The organism is Micrococcaceae bacterium Sec5.1 (assembly GCA_039636795.1).
GTDB lineage: Bacteria > Actinomycetota > Actinomycetes > Actinomycetales > Micrococcaceae > Arthrobacter.
Genome location: CP143430.1, coordinates 1,193,288 through 1,217,211 on the forward strand (window position 1 = coordinate 1,193,288; position 23,924 = coordinate 1,217,211).

Here is a 23,924-nt window from a genome sequence, read left to right on the forward strand (position 1 = left end):
TAAGCTGGTAGGAGATAACTGTCCACGTGATCAGAAAGCGTTTGGAACGAACACGGGATGGGTACAACTTTGGGTACTAAGCACAGCATGGGCTAGGGACGGCGCCCAAACAAAGCCGTTCACGAGGGAGGCAATCCACATGGATACGGGGCAACTGGTATTGATCATCGTGTTGGCCGTCGTCGTAGTCGCAGCTGTGATCATTGCGGTGGTAGTTGGGCGCAAGAAGAAGGCCGAAGTCAATCGCCGTCGCGCAGGGGAATTGCGCGAGAAGGCAGACCAGGAAGCCGTCGGCGCACATCAGGCGAAGGCCCAGTCGGCCCAAGCCGAGGCAGCGGCCGTTCAGGCAGAAGTCGAGGCCAACCGGCTCCGGCGCGAAGCAGACCGGCACGCGGAGAAGGCCCAAGAAGCCAGCGGGCGCGTTGAGGAGCACCTGCGCCACGCCGACAAAGTGGATCCCGATGTCAGGACTGGCCGCGACCGGGAGAACGATACGGATCGTGGACGTGACCGCGACATGGATACACGTGACATGGATACAAACGACGAACGGCTTACGCGGGATCGCTCGGCACGGGAAAGCGCCGTCAGGGAAGAGCCTTTACGAGAGCGTTCTACGCGGGAGGGCTCTACCCGGGACGATTCTGTGCGAGACGGTTCCAGGCGGGACGGAGATAGGAACGTGTAAGTTCCTACGGTGAAACGGAGGCAGGAAGTGAGCATCGTGGTAAGGCGACCGGGACAGGTGGTGCGCCCGATGGATTCAAGGCAGAACAGGCATGCAGTTGACGTCGTTCTTGGCCATTTGGGCGAGATCGGCCCAGCGGTAGCGGCCCTGCGCCGTGAATCGTCGCGGCTCGCTGAATGGGGAGAAGAACTGGCCCGAGTACGCCTCCGTGGCGGTAGCGTGTTTGCTGCCGGCAGCGATGGATCTGCGCACGAAGCCCAGAGATTCACCTCCGAACTCGCGGCTCACGACCCCCGGGATGGCTCTGCCTTCAAGGCCCTATCTGTCAGCAATAGCGCCAACGACGGGGCCCGCGGAAGCCTCAGTGACCAGATCCGAGGCTCGGTCCGTCGCGGCGACATCGTGGTGTTGCTCGCCGCCAAGGGAATCACGGATGATCTCCGGGAGGCCGCTGCCGCGGCGAAGGCTGCCGGAGCACGGGTGTGGGCGTTGACTGGCAGGGACTCGAAGGACCTTGCTCAAGCCGTCAATGAAGCCATCTGCATCGACACGGATCCACCCCATGCCGAAGAAGCGCACCTGGTTGCCGTCCTGGCTCTTTGCGAGTGCTTCGACGACTCCATGAGGCTGCGGGGCCAGGGCTAAGCCTGTGATCTGCCACTCAACCGGAATAGTTGCATACGCTGCACAGTTGCCCAGAGTGAACCCCGATTCATTCTGAAAGGAACTGCGCATGCTGTTTTCCCCCTTGGCCCTTGGTGAGCTGGAACTTCCCAACCGACTGGTGATGGCACCGCTGACCCGGCTGCGGGCTGGCGCTGATGGAATTCCGGGTTCACTGATCGCTGAGCACTACCGGCAACGCGCCTCCCTTGGGCTGATTGTCAGCGAGGGAACGTACCCGACGCCGGCCGGTCAGTCGTACCCGGGCCAGCCTGGCTTGGTCACGGACGCGCAGATTGCAGGCTGGAAGACGGTCACCGATGCCGTTCACTCTGAAGGCGGACGTATTTTTGCCCAGATCATGCACGGCGGCCGCGTGTCCCACGCGGATATCACGGGCGGCCACGAAATCGTGGGCCCGAGTGCCGTTGCAATCGACGGCGATGTCCGCACTCCGAACGGCAAGCAGGCATATCCGGTGCCGCGCGAGCTCCGCACGGACGAGCTCCCGGGAGTCATCCAGGAGATTGTGACCGCCTCGAAGAACGCCATTGAGGCAGGATTCGACGGCGTGGAACTCCACTCCGCCAACGGTTACCTGCTGCATGAATTCCTTGCACCCAACTCGAACGTCCGGACCGACAGTTATGGTGGCTCCCCGGAGAACCGCGCCCGCTTTGTGATCGAGACCGTCAATGCCGTGGTTGAAGCACTGGGCGCCAACCGCGTGGGCATCCGGATCTCCCCGGAACACAATGTGCAGGGCATCGCCGAAACGGATGCTGCCGACGTCCGAGCTACCTACGAAGTCCTGGTGGACACCATTGCGCCGCTCAACCTGGCGTACCTCAGCATCCTGCACCACAACCCGCAGGGCACCTTGGTCCAGGATCTTCGCCAGCGTTTCAATGGCACGTTCCTGGTGAACACCGGCTTCAGCGAAATCACTACTCGCGACGAAGCCCTGGCAATCGTCGCCGATGGCCTCGCCGATGCCGTTGTGGTGGGCCGTCCGGCCATTGCCAACCCGGACCTCGCCCGCCGCTGGCGTGAAAGCCTCCCGCTCAACGAGCCCGATGCCTCGACCTTCTATGGCGAGGGCGCCGAGGGTTACACGGACTACCCCTTCTACGCGAACTAAAGCGCAGCACCCCAGGCAAAATCCGACGTCGGCACTCACCGCAGTGCCGACGTCGTGGTTTAACGTGTGGCCACCCAAGTAAGTCGCAGTTGAGCGCATTTTGAGTGCTCAGAACGCGCTCAACTGCGACTTACTTGGGTAAGTCACGTCCTGCTTCCTATAGGATTTGTGGCATGTCTGAACCTTCGCCGGCTCTTCCCCGCCCGGGCTTTCCCGTCAGCCGCCAGGTGTTGGCCGATCACGTTTATGAAGCCCTCCTCGAGTGGCTCATGGATGGTCGGCTCGAACCCGGGGCCGCCGTCAGCATCGACGGAATGGCGCGGGAACTGGACGTTTCTCCGACCCCGGTGCGTGAAGCGTTGGCGCGACTGGAGCATACGGGCATGGTGCGGCGCGTGGCGTTGAAAGGGTATCGGGTAGCTCCCGTGTTCACACGCGAGGATTTCGCTGAACTCATGGAAGCCCGGCTTTCGATTGAGCCCGTGAATGCCCGCCTTGCGTGCGAGCGCATGACGTCGGAAGGCCTGGACGCCCTGAAGCAAGCGGTCGAGGATCTCAAGACTGCACCCCGGGGCGGCACGTTTGCTGAGTACCGAAGCTACCTTGAGGCTGACGAGCGCTTCCACCAATTGATCGCGGCGCAAGCGAGGAATCAGTTCCTGCTCGCCGCTTACAACACTTTGGGCGGGCAGATCCAGCGCTTCCGTTTGTTTGGGGGAGTGGGCATCACTGACGCGGAGCAGGCTATCGCCGAGCACCAAGCCGTCCTCGACGCGATGACGAGCGGGGACCCCGGGAAAGCGGCCGACGCAATGGTCAATCACGTGGAAAAGGTGCGGGGTCGGGCCATTGCTGACGCGCCGGAGGACTGAATACTGCTGCTTGATAAGGGCTCGTCGCTGGTGCGGCGGGCTTTTTTCATGCGCTGAGTGAGCCCCTTCACAGACATATGTAAGACATATAGGATCTAGGAAGTTTCGCGAAAAGGGTTGACAGCTTTGCTTGGATCGTAAATCCTATAGGAAACAGGATTCCACGAAGGAGTGATCATCATGGCGTATACCGCCGAGAATTGGCCCATCACCGCGGCCCTCCTGCAGTTCCCCGGGGCAGACGCTGCAGGACAACACGTGAACGACGCCGATGCTTCCGTTTGGGCTGCCGTCCTGCAGGAAGTGAAGGAGGCGGGCTTTGCCAACGCCGACCTCACGGACAGCTGGGTCCGTCCGGGTGATCTCAGCAACGAGCGTCTGACCGAGTTCAAGCAGACGGCTGACGAAGTGGGCATCGGAGTGCCGGTCATTTCCGCAATCCGCCGCAGCGTCATCCACCAGACGGACTGGGCCGACAACCTCGCCTACAGCCACCGCACCATCGACGCCGCTGCAGAGCTTGGCTGCGAGGTCGTGTCTTTTGGTCTTCACCAGGCCCTCACTCCGGAGCAGCAGAAGCAACTGTGGTTCTGGACGGTGGAGGGCTACAAGGATCCGGTAGAGGACAAGGAAATGTGGGGCAACGCCGTCTCCCGCCTTCGTGAACTTGGCAAGCATGCAGCAGAGGCGGGCATCCTCATCTCCCTGGAAATGTACGAGGACACCTACCTCGGCACCGCTGATTCATCCGTGCAACTGGTCCAGGACATCGGCTTGGACAACGTCGGCCTCAACCCGGACCTGGGCAACCTGATCCGCCTGCACCGTCCCATCGAGGACTGGCGCGAGATGGTGGCCAAGACCCTGCCGTACTCCAACTATTGGCACATGAAGAATTACATCCGCGACGAAGATGTGGCCCGTGACAGCTACATCACCATGCCCGCACCCATGGAAAGTGGCCTGATCAACTACCGCGAGGCATTCAAGTTCGCTCTCTCGGTCGGCTTCCAGGGCATCCTCTGCACTGAGCACTACGGTGGCGACGGACTCAGCGTCACGGCCAGCAACCAGGAATACCTGCGCCGCCACGTCCTGCCCAAGACCGAGGATTACAAACTCGGCAAGAGCGAAGTAGCTCAAGGACGCCAGGCACCGGTAAACCAGCTCGCAGGAGTCTAAGGAATGACACAGATTTTCGACAACCCGGCAGACTTTGCCGATGAAGCATTGGATGGCTTCGTTGCCGCCAACCGCGGCTATGTTGCCCGGGTGGATGGCGGCGTGGTCCGCTCCACCGAAGTACCTGCAGGGCAAGTGGCGTTGGTGGTCGGCGGCGGTTCCGGGCACTACCCGGCCTTTGCTGGACTGGTCGGCCCCGGGCTCGCAACGGGCTCGGCCTGCGGCAACATGTTCGCCTCCCCCGCAGCTGGCCAAGTGTACCGCGTGGCCAAAGCGGCCAATGCTGGAGGCGGAGTCCTGCTGAGCTACGGCAACTACGCTGGCGATGTCCTTCACTTCAGCCAGGCACAACTCCGCCTCAACGCCGAGGGCATCGAAACGCGCACTGTCACCGTCACGGACGACATCGCCAGCGCGCCGATCGATCAACTCGAGAAGCGCCGCGGCATCGCAGGCGACCTGACAGTCTTCAAGATCGCCGGCGCCGCCGCCGAAGCGGGACTGAACCTCGACGACGTCGAGCGTTTGGCCATCAAAACCAACTACCGCACTCGCTCGCTGGGCGTGGCCTTCGACGGCTGCACTCTTCCGGGTGCCAAGGATCCGCTGTTCCACGTTCCTGCCGGGCAGATGTCGCTGGGCCTCGGAATCCACGGTGAGCCCGGCATCTCCGAGCACCCGATGCCCACCGCGTCCGAGCTTGCGGAGCTTCTGGTTTCCAAGCTGCTCGCGGACAAGCCCGACGACGCCGGGGACCGCGTGGTGGCGATCGTGAACGGCCTGGGCACGGTGAAGTATGACGAGCTCTTCCTGTTGTTCGGCAAGGTCGAGAAGCTGCTCACCGCCGCTGGCCTTACCGTTGTTCAACCGGAATGCGGCGAACTGGTCACCAGTCTGGACATGTCCGGACTGTCCCTGACGCTGCTCTGGCTGGACGATGAACTCGAACAGTATTGGGCGGCGCCCGCGGATACCCCCGCTTTCCGCAAGGGCAGCATGGCACCCCGTGCAGCACGCGCCGAGGCAGCGATCGTCGACGCCGAAACCGCCGACGTCGAACAGGCCACCCCGGCGGCGGCGGAACTCGGGCGGCAGGCAGTGGCCATCCTCGCCCAGGTGCGTGACGTCGTCGTCGAACACGAAGACGAGCTCGGCAAGCTGGACGCTATCGCCGGCGATGGTGATCACGGAATCGGCATGCGCCGCGGCGTCGACGCTGCGGCTGCTGCTGGGGAAGCCGCATCCGGCTCTTCGGTAGCGCGAATCCTCCTCGCGGCCGGCGAAGCATGGAGCGAACGTGCCGGCGGAACTTCGGGCGCATTGTGGGGCTCGGCGGTCATTGCGGCCGGGCAGTCGCTCGGGAACCGTGAAACGTACAGCTCCTCGGATGCCGCCGACGCGGTGAATGCCTTCGTCCTGGCCATCACCGAACTCGGCAAGGCCGAGCCCGGAGACAAGACCATGGTGGACGCCCTCTTGCCGTTCCGGGATGCGTTCCTGACCGAGCTCGACGGCGGTGCGCCCGTGGATCGGGCACTGGCAGCAGCCGCTGCGGCTGCTGAATTGGCTGCCGCGCAGACCGCTGAACTTCGCCCGCTCAAGGGCCGGGCGCGCCCACTTGCCGAGAAGAGCCTCGGCCATCCGGATCCCGGCGCAGTCTCCTTTGGCCTGATCGCCACGAGGATCTCCCACCACATCGATTCACTACTGGCCAGCGCTGCTTCAGCGGCTCCGGCCGGAAACGGAGCCTGAGAATGAGCGATACACAAGGCTGGCGCATCGTCGTCGGCAATGACGAAGCCGGAGTGGAATACAAGCAAGCACTCCTGGCGCTGTTGGAATCCGACCCGCGCGTTGCATCTGTGACCGACGTCGGAGTGGGTGCCAACGATTCCACGGCGTATCCCCACATCGCCGTCGATGCCGCCCGCAAGGTAGCTGATGGTGAGTTCGATCGCGCCCTCCTGATCTGCGGCACCGGGCTGGGCGTGGCCATTGCGGCCAACAAGGTCCCCGGAATCCGTGCGGTTACGGCCCACGACAGCTACTCGGTGGAACGATCCGTACTGAGCAACAACGCGCAGGTCCTCACGCTCGGGCAGCGGGTGATTGGCTTGGAACTGGCCAAGAAGCTCGTAGGGGAGTGGCTCGGCCACCGCTTTGACCAAAACTCATCCTCCGCCGCCAAGGTGGACGCCATTTGCTCCTACGAGCCCAACTACACGAAGGCAGTTTGATCATGACCATTCCTGAAGCAACCGAAGGCACCGCGAAAAACGCAGCCCGGAAGATCGCCGTCGTCGGCTCCGGCTACATGGGCGGCGGCATCGCCCAGGTCCTGGCGCTCGGCGGGGCACGCGTGGCTTTGGCGGATGTGTCCGCCGAGATCGCGCAGAAGAACTTCGATCGCCTGCTGGTCGAATCCGATCAGTTCATCGCCGATGGGCTCTTTCCGGCGGGATCCACTGAAATCCTCAAGCAGAACCTGTGGGCTGCGAAGGACATCGAGGAAGCCGTTGCTGATGCCGACTTCATCGAGGAATGCGTTCCCGAGGTCCTGGAAATCAAGCACCAGACCCTGGCCCGGATCAGCGCCGCGGCCAAGCCGGATGCCCTGATTGGCTCCAACACGTCCACGATTTCCATTGCCGCCCTGGCAGAAGCCGTGACCAACCCGGAGCGGTTCCTGGGCATTCACTTCTCCAACCCGTCGCCGTTTATCCCCGGCGTGGAGGTCATTCCGCACGCCGGCACTGCCGCCGCCTCGGTAGCCGCTTCCCGCGAGCTGGTTCACGCGGCCGGTAAGCAGACTGCCGTCGTCAAGGACGTGACGGGTTTTGTGCTCAACCGCCTGCAGTACGCGCTGTTCCACGAGGCTGCGCAGCTGGTGGAGCAGGGCATCGCAACAGCGGACGACGTCGACACCCTGGTGCGTACGACGTTCGGCTTCCGTTTGCCGTTCTTTGGTCCGTTCGCGATCGCGGACATGGCCGGTTTGGATGTCTACAACTTCTGCTACAAGTCCCTGCAGACCGGCTTCCCGGAGCGGTTTGCAACGCCGAAGATCCTGTCGGACCTCGTGGAGGCAGGCAAGCTCGGCACCAAGACCGGTGCCGGTTTCCTCAACGTCCCGGCCGAGCGCACGCCGGAACTCATCGCGTATCGGAACAAGGCCTACGTCGCCATGCAAAAGCTCATTGAAGAGCTTGGCCCGGCACCCATCAACTAACCCTTTTTCAGGAGATCCTTCATGAGCACTTTCCCCTCTGAACGCACCGCCATCGTCACCGGCGCTGTTTCCGAGCGCGGCATCGGCCGCGCAACAGTGAACTACCTGGCCGCCCAAGGCTGGAACATCGGCATCATCGATCTTGACGACGCCGCCTGCAAGGCTGCAGCGAAGGAAGTTGCTGCAGAATACGGGGTCCAGGCCCACGGAGTCGGCGCGAACGTCGCCAGCGAAGCCGAAGTCCGGGCTGCGATCGATGAGCTGGAAGCCGAGCTGCCGCAGATCGTCGCCTTGGCCAATGTTGCCGGCGTCAGCTCACCCATCGGCTACCTGGAACTCGAACCTGCTGAGTGGGATCGCGTGCTGAGCATCAACCTCAACGGTGTCCACTACGCCACCCGCCGGGTGGCCGAATCCATGGTGAAGAACCGGATCGGCCGGATCGTGAACATCTCCTCGGTGTCGGCGCAGCGCGGTGGCGGAACGTTCTCCAAGACCCCCTACTCGGTGGCCAAAGCCGGTGTCATCGGCCTGACCCGTGCCACGGCCCGGGAACTGGGCGAATACGACATCACCGTCAACGCGATCTCGCCCGGCCCCATCGACACCGACATTATGGGCGGAACCCTGAGCCAGGAACGCAAGGACGAACTGACCAAGGACCTCGTGGTGAACCGTGTGGGCTCCACCAGGGACATCGCCGCCGCCATCGCCTTCCTCATCAGCGAGGACTCCGGATACATCTCCGGGCAGACGCTGAATGTGGATGGCGGTCTGTACATGCACTAGGGCTTCCCCGATATGAAGACCCTGACGATATGAAGGCCTGGACCAGAGAACGCAAGATCTACCTTGCCGTGGGCATCCTTGCCTGCGCAGTGGGCATGGTGCTCATTTTCTTCCCGCGCTGATGGCGCGCTGCGTTAGCCATCTCAACCCCAACTGATTGCTCAAAGAGGAGTTTCAATGTCCGTTGCCTCAACTTCCACCAAGGAGTTGCTGGATTCGCCGATTCTGAAGTCGGCCATATCCAAGGCTTCTCGGCGGCTGATGCCGATGCTCGTCATCCTGTACGTGGTGGCGTTCCTTGACCGCACCAATGTGGGCTTCGCCGAAGCTGCCCTTGGGGTGGACAAAGGTATCACCGCGGGTGCTTACGCCCTGGGTGCCGGTATCTTCTTCATCGGCTATGCCCTGTTCGAGATCCCCAGCAACTTGCTGCTTACCAAGTTCGGCGCCAAAGTCTGGCTTGCCCGCATCGCCATCACCTGGGGCATAGTGTCCGCGTGCTTTGCCTTCGTGCAAGGCGAGACGTCTTTCATCATTCTCCGCTTCCTGCTGGGTGTCACCGAGGCAGGACTCTTCCCAGGCGTCATCATGTTCCTCGCCGCATGGTTCCCCAACAAAGTCCGCGTGAAGATGTTCGCCATCTTCTACCTGGCTCAGCCTCTCTCCCAGATGCTTGGGGCTCCGCTGTCCGGGTGGCTCATCAACATCGGCGACCAGGTTCCCGGGATCGCCGGATGGCAGGTCATGTTCTTCGTTGAAGGTTCGTTGGCCATCGTGGCCGGCATCGCGTCCTTCTTCTTCCTCATCAACAGCCCACAGGATGCCAAGTTCCTGAGCAAAGAAGAGAAGCTTGCCCTGACGGATGTCATGGCACTGGAAGACACCGTCAAGGAAGAATCAGGTCCGCGCGGCGTCCTGGCTGCCATGCGCAACGGTCGTGTCTGGTACTTCACCGTCATCTACTTCTGCCTGCAGATCGCGGTCTACGGCGTCACGTTCTACTTGCCGCAGCAGGTGTCCCAGCTCACCGGCCAAAAGGTGGGGCTCGCCGTCGGACTCCTGGCCGCTATCCCGTGGTTCTTCGGGATCTTTGCCTGCTACTTCGTTGGCAAGGCGGCAAACACGGTTGCACGTCGTCGCCGCTGGGGCACCGCATTGTTCATCTCCACGGGTCTTTGCATCTTCGGTTCAGCCTGGGCCGGCGCCAACCACCTTCCGGCGCTCGGCATTATCTTCATCAGCCTGGCGGTGTGCAGCTTCCTGTCGACCGGTCCCATCTGCTGGTCATATCCGACGGCGTTCCTCACCGGAACTGCTGCGGCTGCGGGTATCGGGCTGATCAACTCCCTGGGCAACCTCGGCGGCTTCGTCGCACCGATCCTTCGCACCACGGTCAACCAGGTCACAGCTTCGGACACGGGCACTATGGGTGTCTACGCTCTGGGTGTCCTGCCGTTCCTGGCCGCGGTGATGATGTTCGGCACCCGGGCCTTCACCAACAAGGCCGACGAGTTGCTGGACAAGTAACCGTGAGTAGTGCTGCCCTTACAGGCCCCTTGTTTATTGGGGTCAGTACCAAGATGTACATGGGTTATGCGCAGAGTCTGGCGTGGCTGGAGCAGTTGCTGGCAGAAGTGGACGCCCGTCCGGCCCTTGGGGCCGGGCGGGTGGTCCCGTTTGTGATCCCGTCATTCCCGGTGCTGCCCACAGCGTCCGCGATGATTCAGGGTTCGCCGTTGGTCCTTGGGGCCCAGAACTGTGGCTGGTCGGATGGGCCGTGGACTGGCGAAGTCTCACCGTCGATGCTGGTCGAACTTGGCGTCGGCCTGGTGGAGATCGGCCATGCCGAACGGCGCCGGTACTTTGCCGAAGACGATGCGATGGTAGCCCTGAAGGTTCGTGCCGCCGTCGACGCCGGCCTGACGCCATTGCTGTGCGTCGGGGAGGCCGTGCTTGCTGAACCTGAAGATGCCGCCGCTACCGTCTTTGGTCAGGTCAAGGCGGCCGTGTCCGGAGACTGGTCGGTCGCTTCACAACTGGTGATCGCCTACGAACCCGTGTGGGCGATCGGTGCTGCAGAGCCGGCGTCGGCTGCTTATGTTTCCCAGGTTGTAGCTGCACTGCGGGGATTGCTCGGTGCCCACGGATTGGCTGAGCTGCCCATCATCTATGGCGGCTCGGCAAAACCGGGTCTGCTGCCGCAGCTGAATGGTGTCTCCGGACTCTTCCTGGGCCGCTTCGCGCACGACGCCACAAACTTCGGCCGTGTGTTGGACGAAGCCCTCGCCCTCCCCAACTGACTGGCATTTGTGGTTGTTCCCAGAGCTGGGAACAACCACTATTGCCAGTTACTTGGGCCGGGTGTGCGCTTAGGTGACCCCATGCTGGCATAGGGCCACAAAGCCGCCAAGGTTTTCCAGGCCCTCCGGATGCGTCGGGAGGTAGTTGGTCAGTTCAGGCGAACGCACGACGACGGCGCGCCACTGCCCGCGCGACACCGCCACGTTGATTCGGTTGCGCAAGAGCAAGAACTCCATGCCGCGCGGTACTTCCCCCGCGGCTGAGGCGGCCATGGAGACGATGACCACCGGCGCTTCCTGGCCTTGGAACTTGTCTACCGTTCCTACCCGCACTTTTGCCAACCCCGCTGCGCGGAGCTCGTGCTTGATCAGCTGTACTTGGGCGTTGTAAGCCGCAACCACCAGGATGTCAGTCTCTTCAAGAGGCCGGCTCGCCGGGGCATCAGAGGGGTCAGTCCACGGCAGGCCCACGTGTGCCTGGACCTGCCGGACAACCTCGGCGGCTTCCTCCGGCGAGGACGTCGAGTTGTCCGTATGCGGGACATACACACAGGAAATGCCAGGGCTGGCACCTTCCAAGTGGCGAAGTGATGCGGCCGGCGCTGCTTCGAGTCGGTTGTCATAGGAGAGCTCGGAGACTGCGTCACATAGGGCGGGATGCATCCGCCAGGACAACGCGAGGAAATAACCGAGTTCGGGGGGCAACGTGTTGTAACCATCCGACAACCACCCCAGCGCAGATTCGTCCACGGGTTCAGGGTGTTTGCCCTGGGTGACTTGCGGTAGTTGCTGGGGATCACCCAACAGCAGGAGGCGTTTGGCTGCGCGGCTCACAGCCATGGTGTTAGCCAGGGAGAACTGGCCGGCCTCGTCAATGACCAGCAGGTCCAGCGAGCCAGCCGGAACTTCCTTGCCTACCATCGCCCATGCAGTACCGCCGATGAGAGCTCCGCCCGGTTTGGACAGGATGTCGCTGACGTCGGCCTTGGCGCACGCACTCCACGGCACCGGATCACCGTGCTTCACTTCCTTGGCCACCCGTTCTGGATCCACGCCTGCTTTCTCCACAGCAGCGCAGAGCATGTGCTCCACCACGGCGTGGGACTGGGCCACAACGCCGACTTTCCAGCCATCTGCTACGAGCCTGGCCAGAACGTGGGCCCCCACATGGGTCTTTCCGCTGCCGGGAGGGCCCTGGACGGCCAGGTAGGAATGGTCCAGGTCCTTTACTGCCGCAGTGATGGCGTCGATGTAGCCATCAGGACCGGATCCCACGGCGGGCAGGGATTCCAGGCTGCGCAGTTTTGGCGGCTTCCTTCGCACCAAATCCAACGCGGGATCCTGCGGCCATTCCGGCAACGAATCCCCGAGCCTGCCGGCCAACACGGCCAACGCCGCCCTCTGGCCGTTCGTTGGGATCGGATTGTCTGGCGTTAGCGCCATTGGTATCTGGCTAAACTCCGTGGAGTCCTTGCGAAGTCCTTCGCAGATGGTGACTGTCTCGGCGTCGTCCGTCTCCCCGACCTCAATGACGTCCGTGCCCCACCAGCCAGCACGGCCGAGCACGGAGGATTCATTTGCCACCAACGCATCGGGCAGGGGCGGACCGTACATGCGGAAATACGTCTTGCCGGGCTCCAATCCCGCGCCGTCCCCGGAACGGCCGAGCAGCTTCACGGTCCGGGCAGGGCGACTGCGAGGCGTTGGTTTGGCCCAGTCCTTCAGCACCACAGCCTGCTCCACCGTGAAAATATCGCGGCCGTCCTCCCACTGGGACACTGGCTTTTCCAAGCGGTCGAAGTGCCCCCACCAATATTGTTTGTCCTCACGCCGGTGATATCCAACGCCCGCTGCCACAATCGCTATGGCTCGGGCATCGGGGGACAGCCTTTCCTTATCCGGCAGCGCGGCAACGTAGTCCAGCAAGGCGGTTTCTTCCGGCGCAGCCTCATATTTTTTCGGTTCAGCGGTCTGCGAGGCATCGGACCCGTTCCCCAAATCTTCCGCATCCCCGGAGTCGTCGCCGGCCGAGCCCTGCGGCACAATGGAACGCTCTGCCGCGCGGGCAAGAAGCCAGTTGCGCAACTCCAACGTTGAGAGACAGTCGTACTCGTTGTAGTCCCTGATGCTTTCGAGGATGGCCGCAGCCTGCTCAGGGTTATCGGTGTCCCGCGCCGTGCAGTAGTCCGCGTAGGCAACCACGGATGCTCCGGCGTCGGTCACGTCACCGGAGCGCAAGTGCTGGCCCATGTACAGAGGCTCGAGCTTCTTGATGCTGTACGAATTCTCGGACACGCGGATGCTGTGCCGGACGGTATCGAAGAGGTCCACCAGGACGCCTTGGCGCAAAAGGTCATCGACGGCGGTTTCGCCCACCACGTGCGTCAAGGACAGGTTGCGCAGGGCCGTCTTCTCGTAAGCCGCGTAGTGGTAGATATGCATGCCGGGGTAGCTGGCACGGCGTTTGGCCACGTACTCCAGGAAGTCCACGAACGCCTGGCCTTCCTCAGCCCGCGAATGTGCCCAGAACGGGCGAAAAACCGGCTCGGCGCCAGGCTCCAAGGGATTTTCGATGACTCCGAAAAGGTACTCTAAACCCCATTTGCCCGTGGCTGGATCCTGCCAGAGGGGATCGCCCTCGAAGTCAAAGAAGATGTCCCCGGGGTCCGGCGCGGGTAGCCTGCCGAGGGTGTTGTCCGGCAGCACCTTGTAGCTCACGGCCTTGGCTTCGCCGGCTTTGTCCGTGTAGTTCACCGTGCCATCAGGCGTTCCTGTGCCCGTCTGGAGCTGGGCTTGCTCCCGAAGGCGCAGCAGCGTGGGGTCGCCGACTTCCGGAAGCGCGGCCAGTTGGTCGATGGTGGTGACCCCGGCTTCCATCAGCTTCTTGCGGCGGCTGATACGCATACCGGCAACCATAAGGAGGTCACGGTGCAGTTTGACTTGCTCGGCGCAGTAATCGCAGCGGCCGCACGCGGAGAAACGGGAGTCGCCCCATTCGACAGTCCCCGCCTCCGCAATATGGGCCGCGGCCATTCCAAGGAAGCGTTGCCGGCGTTCCTTGAAGACCGGCAGAATCTCCGCGAGACGGTGATCGCTGTGCACCCGGTTGCCCAGCACCAACGTGACCGTGGGATCCGGCGTAATACCGGCCCGAAGGAGTTGATCGCCATAGGCAGCCAGCTGCAATAGGGCAGTGACCTTGGCATGGCGGGCAAGCTTGGTATCGAAGACGGCGTACTGGCCGCCGGGACGCTTGACCAGGAAGTCCGAGCGCCCGTGGAAAAGGCCATCGAAGAATGCGGCCTGGAACACGATATCCGCTCCGGAGCGCAAGGCGTCGATGGATTCCGCATGCTTGGCCAAAAGGGTGGCGCGGTCCATGGCGGAGGCGGGAACGACGTCGTAAACGCCCTTTCCTGTAGCCGGGTCCCACGGCCCGAACTCAGCCACGAACTCATCCAGGACCCGATGCTCGTGGACATCGCCGAGCTTTGCAGTTCGCTCCAACATGGCATCTGAGGCGAAGTCAGGCTTGGGGGAGCGGCCCAGTTTTTCGTCGAGTTTCCGGAGCAGCTGGTACTCACAGGTGGCAGCGATGACAAGATCGCTGGCTGAGAACACCAAATCCTGCGGCGCGCCAGCTATCTCCGAATCGAGAAAGAACACCGTGACCTACTCCCTGTTGCCGGATGAACCACTGCAAAGTGGACCATAAAGCCAAGCTATCAGCGGCCCCCGACAATTTAGGACCCCACTGGCAGACCCAAGGAATGCGGCAGACTGTGCGGATCTCACGCGGTGAGGTCCCGGCGTCGGAGCAGGTAGGCCGCTAGTCCTGCTCCCGCCACGGCAATGCCGGTCATGGTGAGGGCAGCTGCGGGGTCGAACGCTTCGATTGGCATCGCCGCTGTGTGCCGGAACGGGCTGAGATCCTGGAGCCAAGCAGGCAGGCGCATCAGTTCGCCGAACTGTCCCAGAACCAGCCCTACAGCCAGGAACCCCCACCCGAAGGCAATACTCATCCGGGGGATCGTGGCGAACGCCACCGCTGTAACGGCGACGAACACGACGGCGGCCGGCACGTGAGCCAGGGCAGCACTAACCAGCAGGCCCGGCGGCCCGCTCGCCACCCCTGAGAGGGCAAGCCCCACGGTGGCTGCTGTTCCCGCGACCGCCGCGACGACCACTGCCGACACCGTGGCGAGGATCAGGTTCGCCGCCAGCCACCGTGCCGCGGAATGGGGTGTGGCAAGGAGAAGTTCGGCCCGGCCCTCAGCTTCTTCTGCCCGGAGCCGCAGGACCACCTGGATGCCGGCAGCCGCGGCCAGGACGCCCGCGATGCCCAGAAGCGCCGTGGTGAAGACGTCGATGAGTTCACCCCGGCCACCAGTGACGAGCCGGACGATCAGCTCCCGGAGCGACTGGTTGCCACCGATGGCGTTGGTGACTACGGGGCCCAGTCCACCGGCGATGCTGCCGAGTAGGGCCGCGAAGATGCACCAGCCCAGCAAGGTCAGCCGTTGCTGGCGCCACGCCAAGCCCAGAAAGGAGTTACCCCCGGGCGCTGCCCGGTCCCGTCCGGCATGTTCGGGCAGAAGGCTTTCGCCCAGGTCCCTTCGACTCCTGAGCGCCAGGACCGCCAGGGCCAGAACAAGGCTCACGGCGGCCAGGACCATCAGCGGTGTTGGGTCTGCGACCGTGAACGGCCGGGAACGTTGCCCCCAGCCGATGGGCGAGAGCCACGAAAACCATCCACTGGTCACATGGATCAGATCAGAGGATGGGGTACCGAAGGCGTCCCCGATGCCGCGCACGAAATAGGCTGCCCCGACCAGTCCGGCGGCTGCGCCGTTGGCTGCCCGGCCCGAGGGCATGATCTGCGCCACCACCGCACTGACGGCCACGAAGAATGCCCCGACGGCGCCCACGGCGGCTCCTGCCGTGAAGGCTCCTGGCCCCGGCAGTCCCGCGGCAAGGAAACCCGCCGCCACACAGAGCGTGAGGGCCACATTCGCCATGCCGCCCAGGATCAGGGTGGCCATCAGGGGCGCTGCTCTGCGGACCGGGACGGAGCCGATCAGCTCTGCCCGTCCGAGTTCCTCGTCCGTGCGGGTGTGCCGGATGACCAGGAACGTGCTCATCAGTCCTGCCAGGACAGCGGTGAAGGCGTAGCCCTGGAAGAACACCACAGCTCCGATGCCGGTGCCGTCGGGAAGTCCACGGACGAACAGGAACGCCGGGCTTGCACCAGCCACAGCGATGATCGCCGCACGGGATGCCTCATCAGCAAATTCAGTGGCGACGGCATTGGCGATAATGAAGCCCAGAAAAGCGATACCCAGGATCCAGACAGGCAGCAGCACCCGTTCCCTTCGCGCCTGGACCAGAAATAGTCCCATCACGCCGGACATCAGCGCACCTGGCTGTTCGCGTTGCTGTAGTGGCTGAGGAAAAGGGACTCCAACGACGGCGGAGACACCGTCAGCCCGCTGATCCCGGCAGTCGCGGCTGCTTCCAAAACAGTGGCAAGATCGGCCGGGTCCACATCGAACTCAACGATGTCACCGTCAGTTGTGACGTCCTGCACTCCTGGCATGGCCGACAGTAACGCCGAGTTGGTGGCCTCGACCCTGAAATGGGTGAGCTTCAGGTGCCGCAACTCCGTTAGCGTCCCCGATTCCACGGCCCGTCCTGCCCGGATGATCGTCACTCTTTCGCAGAGATGCTCCACTTCGCTAAGGATGTGGCTGGACAGCAGCACGGTTGCACCGTCTGCGTTGACGCGCTGAACCTGACGGCGGAACACCGACTCCATGACGGGATCCAAACCGGCACTGGGTTCATCGAGCAGATACAAGCGTGCCGGACGGGCGAACGCCGCAATCAACGCGACCTTCTGACGGTTTCCCTTCGAATACGTCCGTGCCTTACGCCGCGGATCCAACTCAAACTCCTCAACGAGGTCCCGGCGAAGCCGTTCATCGACGCCCCCACGCAGGCCGGTGAGCAGATCGATGACTTCCCCACCTGAAAGGTTCGGCCACAAGCTCACATCTCCAGGAACATACGCAACGGCGCGATGAGCGCGGACCGGATCCTGCCATGGATCCAGACCGAAAACCCGCGCAGTTCCTGAGCTGGGGCGCATAAGTCCCAGCAAGACACGCAAGGTTGTTGATTTCCCGGCACCGTTAGGGCCCAGAAAGCCGTGGACTTCGCCTTCATGGACCTGCAAATCCAGTCCATCCAGGGCACGGGTCCTGCCGAAAGTTTTGACTAGCCGTACGGCGTCGATGACTGGTTCTGATGCTGATGACATGGCGGATCCTGTCCCTCGGTCCAACGACCGAGGCGGATGCCAGAGCCGTTCCGCGGGCCCAACAGCCAGCGGGCCGACCAGGCTTCCCGGCTCTCCGAACCACAGCCTACGTCCGCCAGCCCGTGCGGGGAAGAGTGCGAGGGAGCAACCCTGCTGGATACGCTGGGACAACGGCCAAGAACATCCAAGGACGGAACACCATGACTGAAACAGCACGTACTGCCGCCGATCCCGCTTTCGAAGCCGCCTACGAGGCCGCACAAAAGAGTCTCAGCGAGGGCGGGATCCCTATTGGCGCCGCTTTGGCCCGCGGTGGGAAGGTCATCGCGAGTGGGCACAACGAACGTGTCCAGCATGGCGATCCGATCGCGCATGGCGAGATGTCCGCGCTGCGCGCGGCTGGCCGGCAAAAGAGCTACCGGGATACCACGCTTTACACCACGCTTGCGCCCTGTGCGATGTGTACGGGAACCATCATCCAGTTCAAGATTCCGCGCGTCGTGGTGGGCGAAGCGGAGACGTTCCCGGGCGAATTCGACCTCCTGCGTTCGCGTGGTGTGGAAGTCGTGGTCCTCGATGACCCGCGCTGCGTGGACATGATGCGTACGTTCCAGGAAGACCACCCTGAACTGTGGGCCGAGGACATCGCGGAATAACTGCAACAGAAGAGGGCGCGACGGCGGCACCAAGGGCGGGATGCCGCCGTCGCCGGCTGCTGGGGAGCCATTTACCGACTAGCCATCCGACGGCTTTTTGGCAGGCTTCCTCGGAGCCGACCGGCGGGAACGGGCCGCCGGAGTTGAGGGGATCAGTCCCTTGACCTGGGCCAGGACAGTCGGGTTCACGCCGCGGGAGCCCAAATCTTTGGCGAGGGTTTCCACCTCTGACTTTGCCGCTGCGGTGTTATCCGCCTTCACATGCAGCTCCGTTCGTAGTTCCACGAGCTTCCGGTACGCCAGGTTGTTCGCGGCACCGGTGCCCTTCTGGTAGCTCGCGAGCCCCACATCGGTCAGCGCAAGGGCCCGCTCAGGATCGGCGCTGTGGTGCTTCACCATCTTGTCTTCCTTGCGCCGATAGAAGTCATCTCCCACGGATTGCGCGACGGCGGTGGCCGCCTTGACGCCCAAAGGCTCGCCGCCGAACCGCTCGGCTGCCTCGGTAAGGGCGTCCAGCCCTTTGCTCAGGTGCGGCGACATGGATCCTTCGAAGGCGAGCGTGAGTCCTACTTCCCGCGTGAAGAACTCGGGTGCAAACCGGTCCTCCTCCCGTGTGACCGGGAAACCGACCCGCAACGGCAAGGTGTTGGACGCCTGAACGATGCCCTCGGTCGAATAGATGGCGCGGACGAGATACTGACCAGGCTCATCGAAAGCGAAGCCCTGCACTCCAAATGCCAGCTGGACCAGTTGGCTGTAGCGGTCGCTGCCATCGCTCGTGGCGCCGGCGGCGGGTTCCAAGGTCACCGGTTCAGGGAGGCCGTAAAAGCAGACCACGGATTCGTGCAGCACCACGGTTCCGTCCGGCTTCTGCACGTACACGGTGGTGTTCGCGAACCTGGGATCCATCCGGCCGTCCACCACCACGGGAACGTCGCTGGTGTTGCGCAAGCGGAATTCAATGGACACAGGCTCCATATAGTCGAAGTGGCTCTTGGCTGAGAGCGTCAGTTCAATATCGCTGCCCGGCCCGGAGACGGTCATGGCGCCGGCAGGGGATTCCAGATGCCCACCGGAAGCCCACGGATCTCCACCCATAATCACGGATGCACGGTCGCCATGGCGCATGTGGAGCAGTTCGTCGTCGTCGAACCTGAACCGGAAGTTGCCCCAGAAGGTGTCCGTGCCGTTGCGCTGATCGTATTTCCAGTCGTAGTTCATCCAGGACAAGGAATCCGGCCTCGCCTTGTCCCACGCATGCAGGAAGTTGAAAGCGTGCCCTGCCTCGTGGACCCACGTGTACAGGAAGTGGCGCATCGCCCAGGCCTGGTCCTGCGTGGTGGGATTGGAGACCAGGTTCGTGAACCAGGAGTGGTTGCGGAAGACCGCAAAACCCTGGCGATCCGGACCGCGACCCGCGCCGCCAAAGCCCGCAGCGGCGTCGAACATAATGCCACCAACTCCAGCGGTGTCGAAGAGACCTGCCTGCACGCCCCAAAGGTTCCAGGCAGGCCATCCGGAGTTGAACTTGCCGAAGGAGGTCTCCATGGCATCGTGAAGTTCGCCGACGTTCCACGAGGCGAAGCCGGCAGCACTGTCATCGATCACTGTATGGACCGGATCGATGGTGACGGCGACGCCCGCGTCGCGGTACGCGGACTCGATGGTGATGGTCCGGTTGACCAGGTCCGCAGGGCGGTTGTTGTGTAAGTGGCTGTTGTAGACGGGCGCTTTGGGTTCGATGTCCACGGACGTGCAGTAGTCGAGCTCAAGGTTCATATCGCGGAAACAGCCCGAACGGTAGGCACATGCGTAAGGCTGCCCGGCAACGCCGCCCGCCGTGAACGTGACCACTGCACCAGTGATTGCGCCGTGGGACCAGGACACGGTGATTTCCACCGTTGTGGCGGGATGCGTCCCTTTCCAGAAGCGGACGGTTCCCGTGATATGTGCCTCCGCGCGGGTCATGGTGACTACCGGGGTATCCACAATCCATGACTCCACATAGGTCTTCACGAGTTGGTTGACGCCACCTGTTTTGACCCAGCGGGTGCTGTATAGATCGCCACTGACTTTGTTCAGCACCGGAGATTCCACGCCCTGGCGGGGATCGACGTCCAAGCGGAGATCCAGCGCGCTGCCGACAGGGCCATTGCCTGCCTGATTGCCTTCATAGCGGCCGCTCACGGGAGCGGAGCGCCAGCACCTCCACCAGTCTTCGGAGGGCCATGTCAACGTGCTGGGCTGGGCCCCAAAAGCGTGGGGCCCAGAAGCGGACGGAAACGGGATGTCAGTGGGGTTGCTGGTGACAGGGTTGTAGTGGGTGCCGGGGACGTTGGGGGTGTCCATGTGAGGATCTTTCTCGCTCTGTAAGCAGTCAATATGCGTTCGTCCATCACAGGATGACCAGATGGACGGCATGACGGTTCAGGGCGGGGCGATGCATGTGAGGAGTCCCAAAGGGGGTGAAAGTGGCCATGCCCAGAAGCCGTGTGTAACCCAAAACGAGAATACTCCACCGAATGGATTATATCTAGGGAGGCATCCAAATTTTCTGCGCGGCAACCTGCCGGATCGCCTAGTCAGCCGCAGCAGCCAAGCGTAGGCTGGCAACATCGGCGTCGGAGCCGAAGGACCCCGCGTCGATGAACCCCATTCGATGAAGGAGGACCCATGAGTGTCGTACGTGAATTCATGACGACGGATGCCCAGTGCATTCCGGAGGACCAGACTCTTCAGGACGCCGCCCGCATGATGAGGGACTTGGACTGCGGTTCACTTCCCATCTGCGGCAATGACGGCAGGCTGACCGGCTTCATCACTGACCGCGACATCGTGGTCAAGTGTCTGGCCGAGGGAAGGGACGCCCGCGAAGTCCGGGCAAGCGAACTCGCCACCGGTAAGCCGTACTGGGTTGACGCTGATGCCAACGTTGACGAAGCCATCAACATGATGGAAGAGCATCAGGTTCGCCGTCTTCCCGTCATCAAGGATCACAAGCTGGTAGGCATCATCAGCCAGGGAGATATTGCCCGCAACCACTACGCAGAACAGCGCGTGGGCGAAATGGTGGAGCACATCTCCTCCAAGGAGCACATGTCCCACTAGAGGCCGACCAGCCCGCTGTAATCCAGGTAATCCAGCCGCCGCGAAGCGCTCCCCGTCAGAGGAACGCCTCGCGGCCCGTTCCTTCGCGCAGCACGAGTTCGTCATCCTCTATGGAGACAATCAGGCTCCTGGGTTTACCAGCGAGCTTTTTCGTTGCGCTGAGCTTTCTGCTGCGGATTTCGACTCCCACCGTGGCGCCTTTCGCCGGCAGCTCCACCGTGATTTCGTCGGCCATACCCAACAGCATCTTGGTAGACACATCCCGTTCGGACACAGCTTCCTTGCCGTTGACGGTCACGCTCACGTCATCGGAAACAAACCCGTCCTGAAGGATGATGAGCAGTTCCTGCATGCTCCAACTACAGCACTAACAGCGCTCCCGGCATAGGCTTTCCGGAACCCGGACCTGAAAACTGTCGGTCATGTGAGGCAAACTGTCAGGGTGACTCAATCTCTCCAGCACCAGTCAGCCGATTCTGCCATCCATCAACTCATCGCCAACGAACTCGGCGTGAAGGCCTGGCAGGTCAAGGCCGCGGTGGAACTGCTCGACGCCGGATCCACCGTTCCCTTCATCGCCCGCTACCGTAAGGAAGTCACAGGGACGCTCGATGACACCCAGCTTCGCGATCTTGAGGAACGCCTCCGGTACCTGCGTGAGCTGGAAGAGCGGCGCAGGACCGTTCTCGAGGCGATAGCAGCCCAAGGCAAGCTGACCCCGGAACTGGAAGCCGCCGTCGTCGGTGCTGACACCAAGGCGAGGCTGGAGGACATCTACCTCCCCTTCAAGTCCAAGCGCCGAACCAAGGCACAGATTGCCCGCGAAGCCGGGCTGGAGCCGCTGGCCGACGTCCTGCTCGCCAACCCACAGCTGGACCCCGAAACAGAAGCCGCCAAGTATCTCAACGCCGAGCACTCGATTGAGGATTCTGCCGCAGCGCTCGCGGGCGCCCGCGCGATCCTGGTGGAGCGCGTCGCCCAGGACCCTGACCTTGCCGAGGACCTGCGTGAGCGGCTCTGGAAGCAGGGGCGCATGGTCTCCCATGTCAAGAAGGGCATGGAGGCCGAAGGCCAGAAGTTCAAGGATTACTTCGAGTTCACGCAAGTCCCGTCCGGAATGCCGTCGCACCGGGTGCTCGCCCTGTTGCGGGGTGAAAAGGACGGCGTACTTGAGCTGGATCTCGCCGAAGCAGACCCCGCCGACGACGACGCCCTGGCCGCCGCCCGCGGCCGCTACGAGAACGCTGTGGCCAAGTGCCTTGGGGTCGCCAACCACGGCCGTCCCGCCGATCTCTGGCTTACCCAGACTGCCCAGCTCGCCTGGCGCGGTCGCATCCTGGACCGCCTCACCACGGATCTGCGCGGACGCATGTTTGCTGACGCCGAGGATGAAGCTGTGCGGGTTTTCGCCGCCAATCTACGTGATGTGTTGCTCGCTGCGCCAGCCGGCAACCGCTCCACCCTCGGCCTCGACCCGGGACTCCGCACAGGGGTGAAGGTGGCGGTGGTGGATGGCACCGGCAAGGTGGTTGCCACGGACACCATCTATCCTCACGCGCCGGCAAAGAAATGGGACGAGGCGTTGTCCACCCTCGGCCGCCTCGCCAAGCAGTACAACGTGGAACTCGTGGCGATCGGCAACGGCACGGCGTCGCGGGAAACGGACAAGCTGGCCACCGAGCTCATCAAGTCCCTTGAGGCCGCAGGCTCCAAGGGTGTCCAGAAACTGGTTGTTTCCGAGGCCGGTGCTTCCGTGTACTCCGCGTCGGCCCTGGCAGCTTCCGAGCTCCCCGGCATGGACGTCTCACTCCGCGGCGCTGTCTCCATTGCCCGCCGGCTTCAGGATCCGCTGGCCGAACTGGTGAAGATCGAACCCAAGTCCATCGGCGTGGGCCAGTACCAGCACGATGTCACCGCCGCCAAGCTGGACCGCTCACTGGACGCTGTGGTGGAAGACTGCGTGAATGCCGTGGGCGTGGACGTCAACACGGCGTCCCCCGCGCTGCTGAGCCGTGTGGCCGGCGTCGGACCGTTGCTGAGTGAAAACATTGTGGCGTACCGCAACGAGAATGGCCCGTTCGCCAAGCGGAGCGACCTCAAGAAGGTACCCCGTCTGGGAGCCAAGGCATTCGAGCAGTGCGCCGGCTTCCTCCGGATCACCGGGGGAGCGGAGCCGTTGGATGCTTCCAGCGTGCACCCCGAGGCCTACTCCGTTGCCCGCAAGATCCTCGTCGCGGCTGGCGGTGGACCCACCACTGCACTGGATCCGCAGACATTCGTTGACGGCACGTTCGGCCTGCCCACCGTCAAGGACATCATGTCCGAGCTCGAGAAGCCGGGCCGCGATCCCCGCCCCGCGTTCAAGGCGGCATCATTCTCCGAGGGCATTGAAAAGATCTCCGACCTCAAGCCCGGCATGATCCTGGAAGGCACAGTCACCAACGTTGCAGCGTTCGGTGCTTTCGTGGACGTCGGAGTGCACCAGGACGGGCTGGTCCACGTGTCCGCACTGTCCAACAAATTCGTCTCGGATCCCCGCGAGATCGTGAAATCCGGGCAGGTAGTGCGGGTCAAGGTGCTTGAGGCCGATCCCGAGCGCAAGCGCATCTCTCTGACCTTAAGGCTCGACGACGAACCCGGCACCGCGGGCGGCCGCGGTTCCGGTGGGCGTGCTCAGGGTGGAGGTAACCCTGGCGGAGGCGACCAGCGCGCACGGGATGCTGGAGGCCAGCGCTCAGGTGGCCAGCCGGGGCAGCGCTCAGGTGGCCAGCCGGGTCAGCGTGGCGGTGGCCAGCCGGGCCAGGGTGACCGTCGCCAGGGCAAGCCGCAGCAGTCTGAAGCTCCCGCCAACACAGCTATGGCCGAGGCACTTCGTCGGGCAGGGCTCGGGAAGTAGCCAGCCGCAGCCCACGAAACCCCACCTTGTTCGCCTGTCATGCCGTACAACGGTATGACGAGCGAACAAGGGCGGGTGTTG

General features: G+C 63.0%; 19 protein-coding genes. 14 read left to right on the plus strand and 5 right to left on the minus strand.

What is annotated here, in order from left to right; all coding sequences use genetic code 11:
• The first annotated feature begins 139 nt into the window (after positions 1-139).
• The 11 genes from VUN82_05630 to VUN82_05680 all read left to right on the plus strand — a co-directional run bounded on the left by VUN82_05630 (position 140) and on the right by VUN82_05680 (position 10,864).
• Positions 140-688: a hypothetical protein gene (locus VUN82_05630; GenBank protein XAS73323.1), complete on the plus strand. Its 549-nt coding sequence runs from the start codon at positions 140-142 to the stop codon at positions 686-688.
• 69 nt (positions 689-757) lie between these two features.
• Positions 758-1,333, plus strand: a complete 576-nt coding sequence (locus VUN82_05635; protein ID XAS73324.1) for an SIS domain-containing protein — start codon at positions 758-760, stop codon at positions 1,331-1,333.
• A gap of 88 nt (positions 1,334-1,421) precedes the next feature.
• Positions 1,422-2,492 (plus strand): alkene reductase, encoded by a 1,071-nt coding sequence (locus VUN82_05640; protein ID XAS73325.1) that lies wholly within the window; start codon positions 1,422-1,424, stop codon positions 2,490-2,492.
• Between the two features lie 173 nt (positions 2,493-2,665).
• A complete protein-coding gene (locus tag VUN82_05645; GenBank protein ID XAS73326.1) occupies positions 2,666-3,364 on the plus strand; it encodes a GntR family transcriptional regulator in 699 nt (232 codons plus the stop codon).
• 180 nt (positions 3,365-3,544) lie between these two features.
• A complete protein-coding gene (locus tag VUN82_05650) occupies positions 3,545-4,546 on the plus strand; it encodes a sugar phosphate isomerase/epimerase family protein (protein ID XAS73327.1) in 1,002 nt (333 codons plus the stop codon).
• Between the two features lie 3 nt (positions 4,547-4,549).
• On the plus strand, positions 4,550-6,298 hold the full coding sequence (gene dhaL, locus VUN82_05655; protein ID XAS73328.1) for a dihydroxyacetone kinase subunit DhaL: 1,749 nt from the start codon (positions 4,550-4,552) through the stop codon (positions 6,296-6,298).
• 2 nt (positions 6,299-6,300) lie between these two features.
• Positions 6,301-6,783, plus strand: a complete 483-nt coding sequence (locus tag VUN82_05660; GenBank protein XAS73329.1) for a ribose-5-phosphate isomerase — start codon at positions 6,301-6,303, stop codon at positions 6,781-6,783.
• 2 nt (positions 6,784-6,785) lie between these two features.
• Positions 6,786-7,775, plus strand: a complete 990-nt coding sequence (locus VUN82_05665; protein XAS73330.1) for a 3-hydroxyacyl-CoA dehydrogenase family protein — start codon at positions 6,786-6,788, stop codon at positions 7,773-7,775.
• Between the two features lie 21 nt (positions 7,776-7,796).
• Positions 7,797-8,564 (plus strand): SDR family oxidoreductase, encoded by a 768-nt coding sequence (locus tag VUN82_05670; protein ID XAS73331.1) that lies wholly within the window; start codon positions 7,797-7,799, stop codon positions 8,562-8,564.
• Between the two features lie 177 nt (positions 8,565-8,741).
• Positions 8,742-10,091, plus strand: a complete 1,350-nt coding sequence (locus VUN82_05675; protein ID XAS73332.1) for an MFS transporter — start codon at positions 8,742-8,744, stop codon at positions 10,089-10,091.
• Between the two features lie 53 nt (positions 10,092-10,144).
• Complete coding sequence (locus VUN82_05680; GenBank protein ID XAS74621.1) at positions 10,145-10,864, plus strand: triose-phosphate isomerase family protein; 720 nt, start codon at positions 10,145-10,147, stop codon at positions 10,862-10,864.
• A gap of 69 nt (positions 10,865-10,933) precedes the next feature.
• On the opposite strand, the gene VUN82_05685 is transcribed toward VUN82_05680, so the two are convergent.
• The 3 genes from VUN82_05685 to VUN82_05695 all read right to left on the minus strand — a co-directional run bounded on the left by VUN82_05685 (position 10,934) and on the right by VUN82_05695 (position 17,183).
• Positions 10,934-14,530 carry a TM0106 family RecB-like putative nuclease gene (locus VUN82_05685; GenBank protein XAS73333.1) on the minus strand — a complete coding sequence of 1,199 codons (3,597 nt, stop codon included), beginning with the start codon at positions 14,528-14,530 and terminating at the stop codon, positions 10,934-10,936.
• A 125-nt stretch (positions 14,531-14,655) separates the two neighbouring features.
• Positions 14,656-16,275, minus strand: coding sequence for a polyketide antibiotic transporter (locus VUN82_05690; protein ID XAS73334.1), 1,620 nt, complete (start codon positions 16,273-16,275; stop codon positions 14,656-14,658).
• Positions 16,275-17,183 (minus strand): ABC transporter ATP-binding protein, encoded by a 909-nt coding sequence (locus tag VUN82_05695; GenBank protein XAS73335.1) that lies wholly within the window; start codon positions 17,181-17,183, stop codon positions 16,275-16,277. Before VUN82_05695 ends, VUN82_05690 begins: the two co-directional genes overlap by 1 nt.
• Positions 17,184-17,383: 200 nt before the next feature.
• On the opposite strand from VUN82_05695, the gene VUN82_05700 reads away from it, so the two are divergent.
• Complete coding sequence (locus VUN82_05700; GenBank protein ID XAS73336.1) at positions 17,384-17,839, plus strand: nucleoside deaminase; 456 nt, start codon at positions 17,384-17,386, stop codon at positions 17,837-17,839.
• 78 nt (positions 17,840-17,917) lie between these two features.
• On the opposite strand, the gene VUN82_05705 is transcribed toward VUN82_05700, so the two are convergent.
• Entirely contained in the window at positions 17,918-20,188 is a 2,271-nt protein-coding gene (locus VUN82_05705; protein ID XAS73337.1) for a hypothetical protein, read from the minus strand.
• 324 nt (positions 20,189-20,512) lie between these two features.
• On the opposite strand from VUN82_05705, the gene VUN82_05710 reads away from it, so the two are divergent.
• Positions 20,513-20,947, plus strand: coding sequence for a CBS domain-containing protein (locus tag VUN82_05710; GenBank protein ID XAS73338.1), 435 nt, complete (start codon positions 20,513-20,515; stop codon positions 20,945-20,947).
• A gap of 55 nt (positions 20,948-21,002) precedes the next feature.
• Here the strand turns inward: VUN82_05710 and VUN82_05715 are convergent, their stop codons facing one another.
• A complete protein-coding gene (locus VUN82_05715) occupies positions 21,003-21,299 on the minus strand; it encodes a hypothetical protein (protein XAS73339.1) in 297 nt (98 codons plus the stop codon).
• A 90-nt stretch (positions 21,300-21,389) separates the two neighbouring features.
• On the opposite strand from VUN82_05715, the gene VUN82_05720 reads away from it, so the two are divergent.
• A complete protein-coding gene (locus VUN82_05720) occupies positions 21,390-23,843 on the plus strand; it encodes a Tex family protein (GenBank protein XAS73340.1) in 2,454 nt (817 codons plus the stop codon).
• Positions 23,844-23,924: the final 81 nt, after the last annotated feature.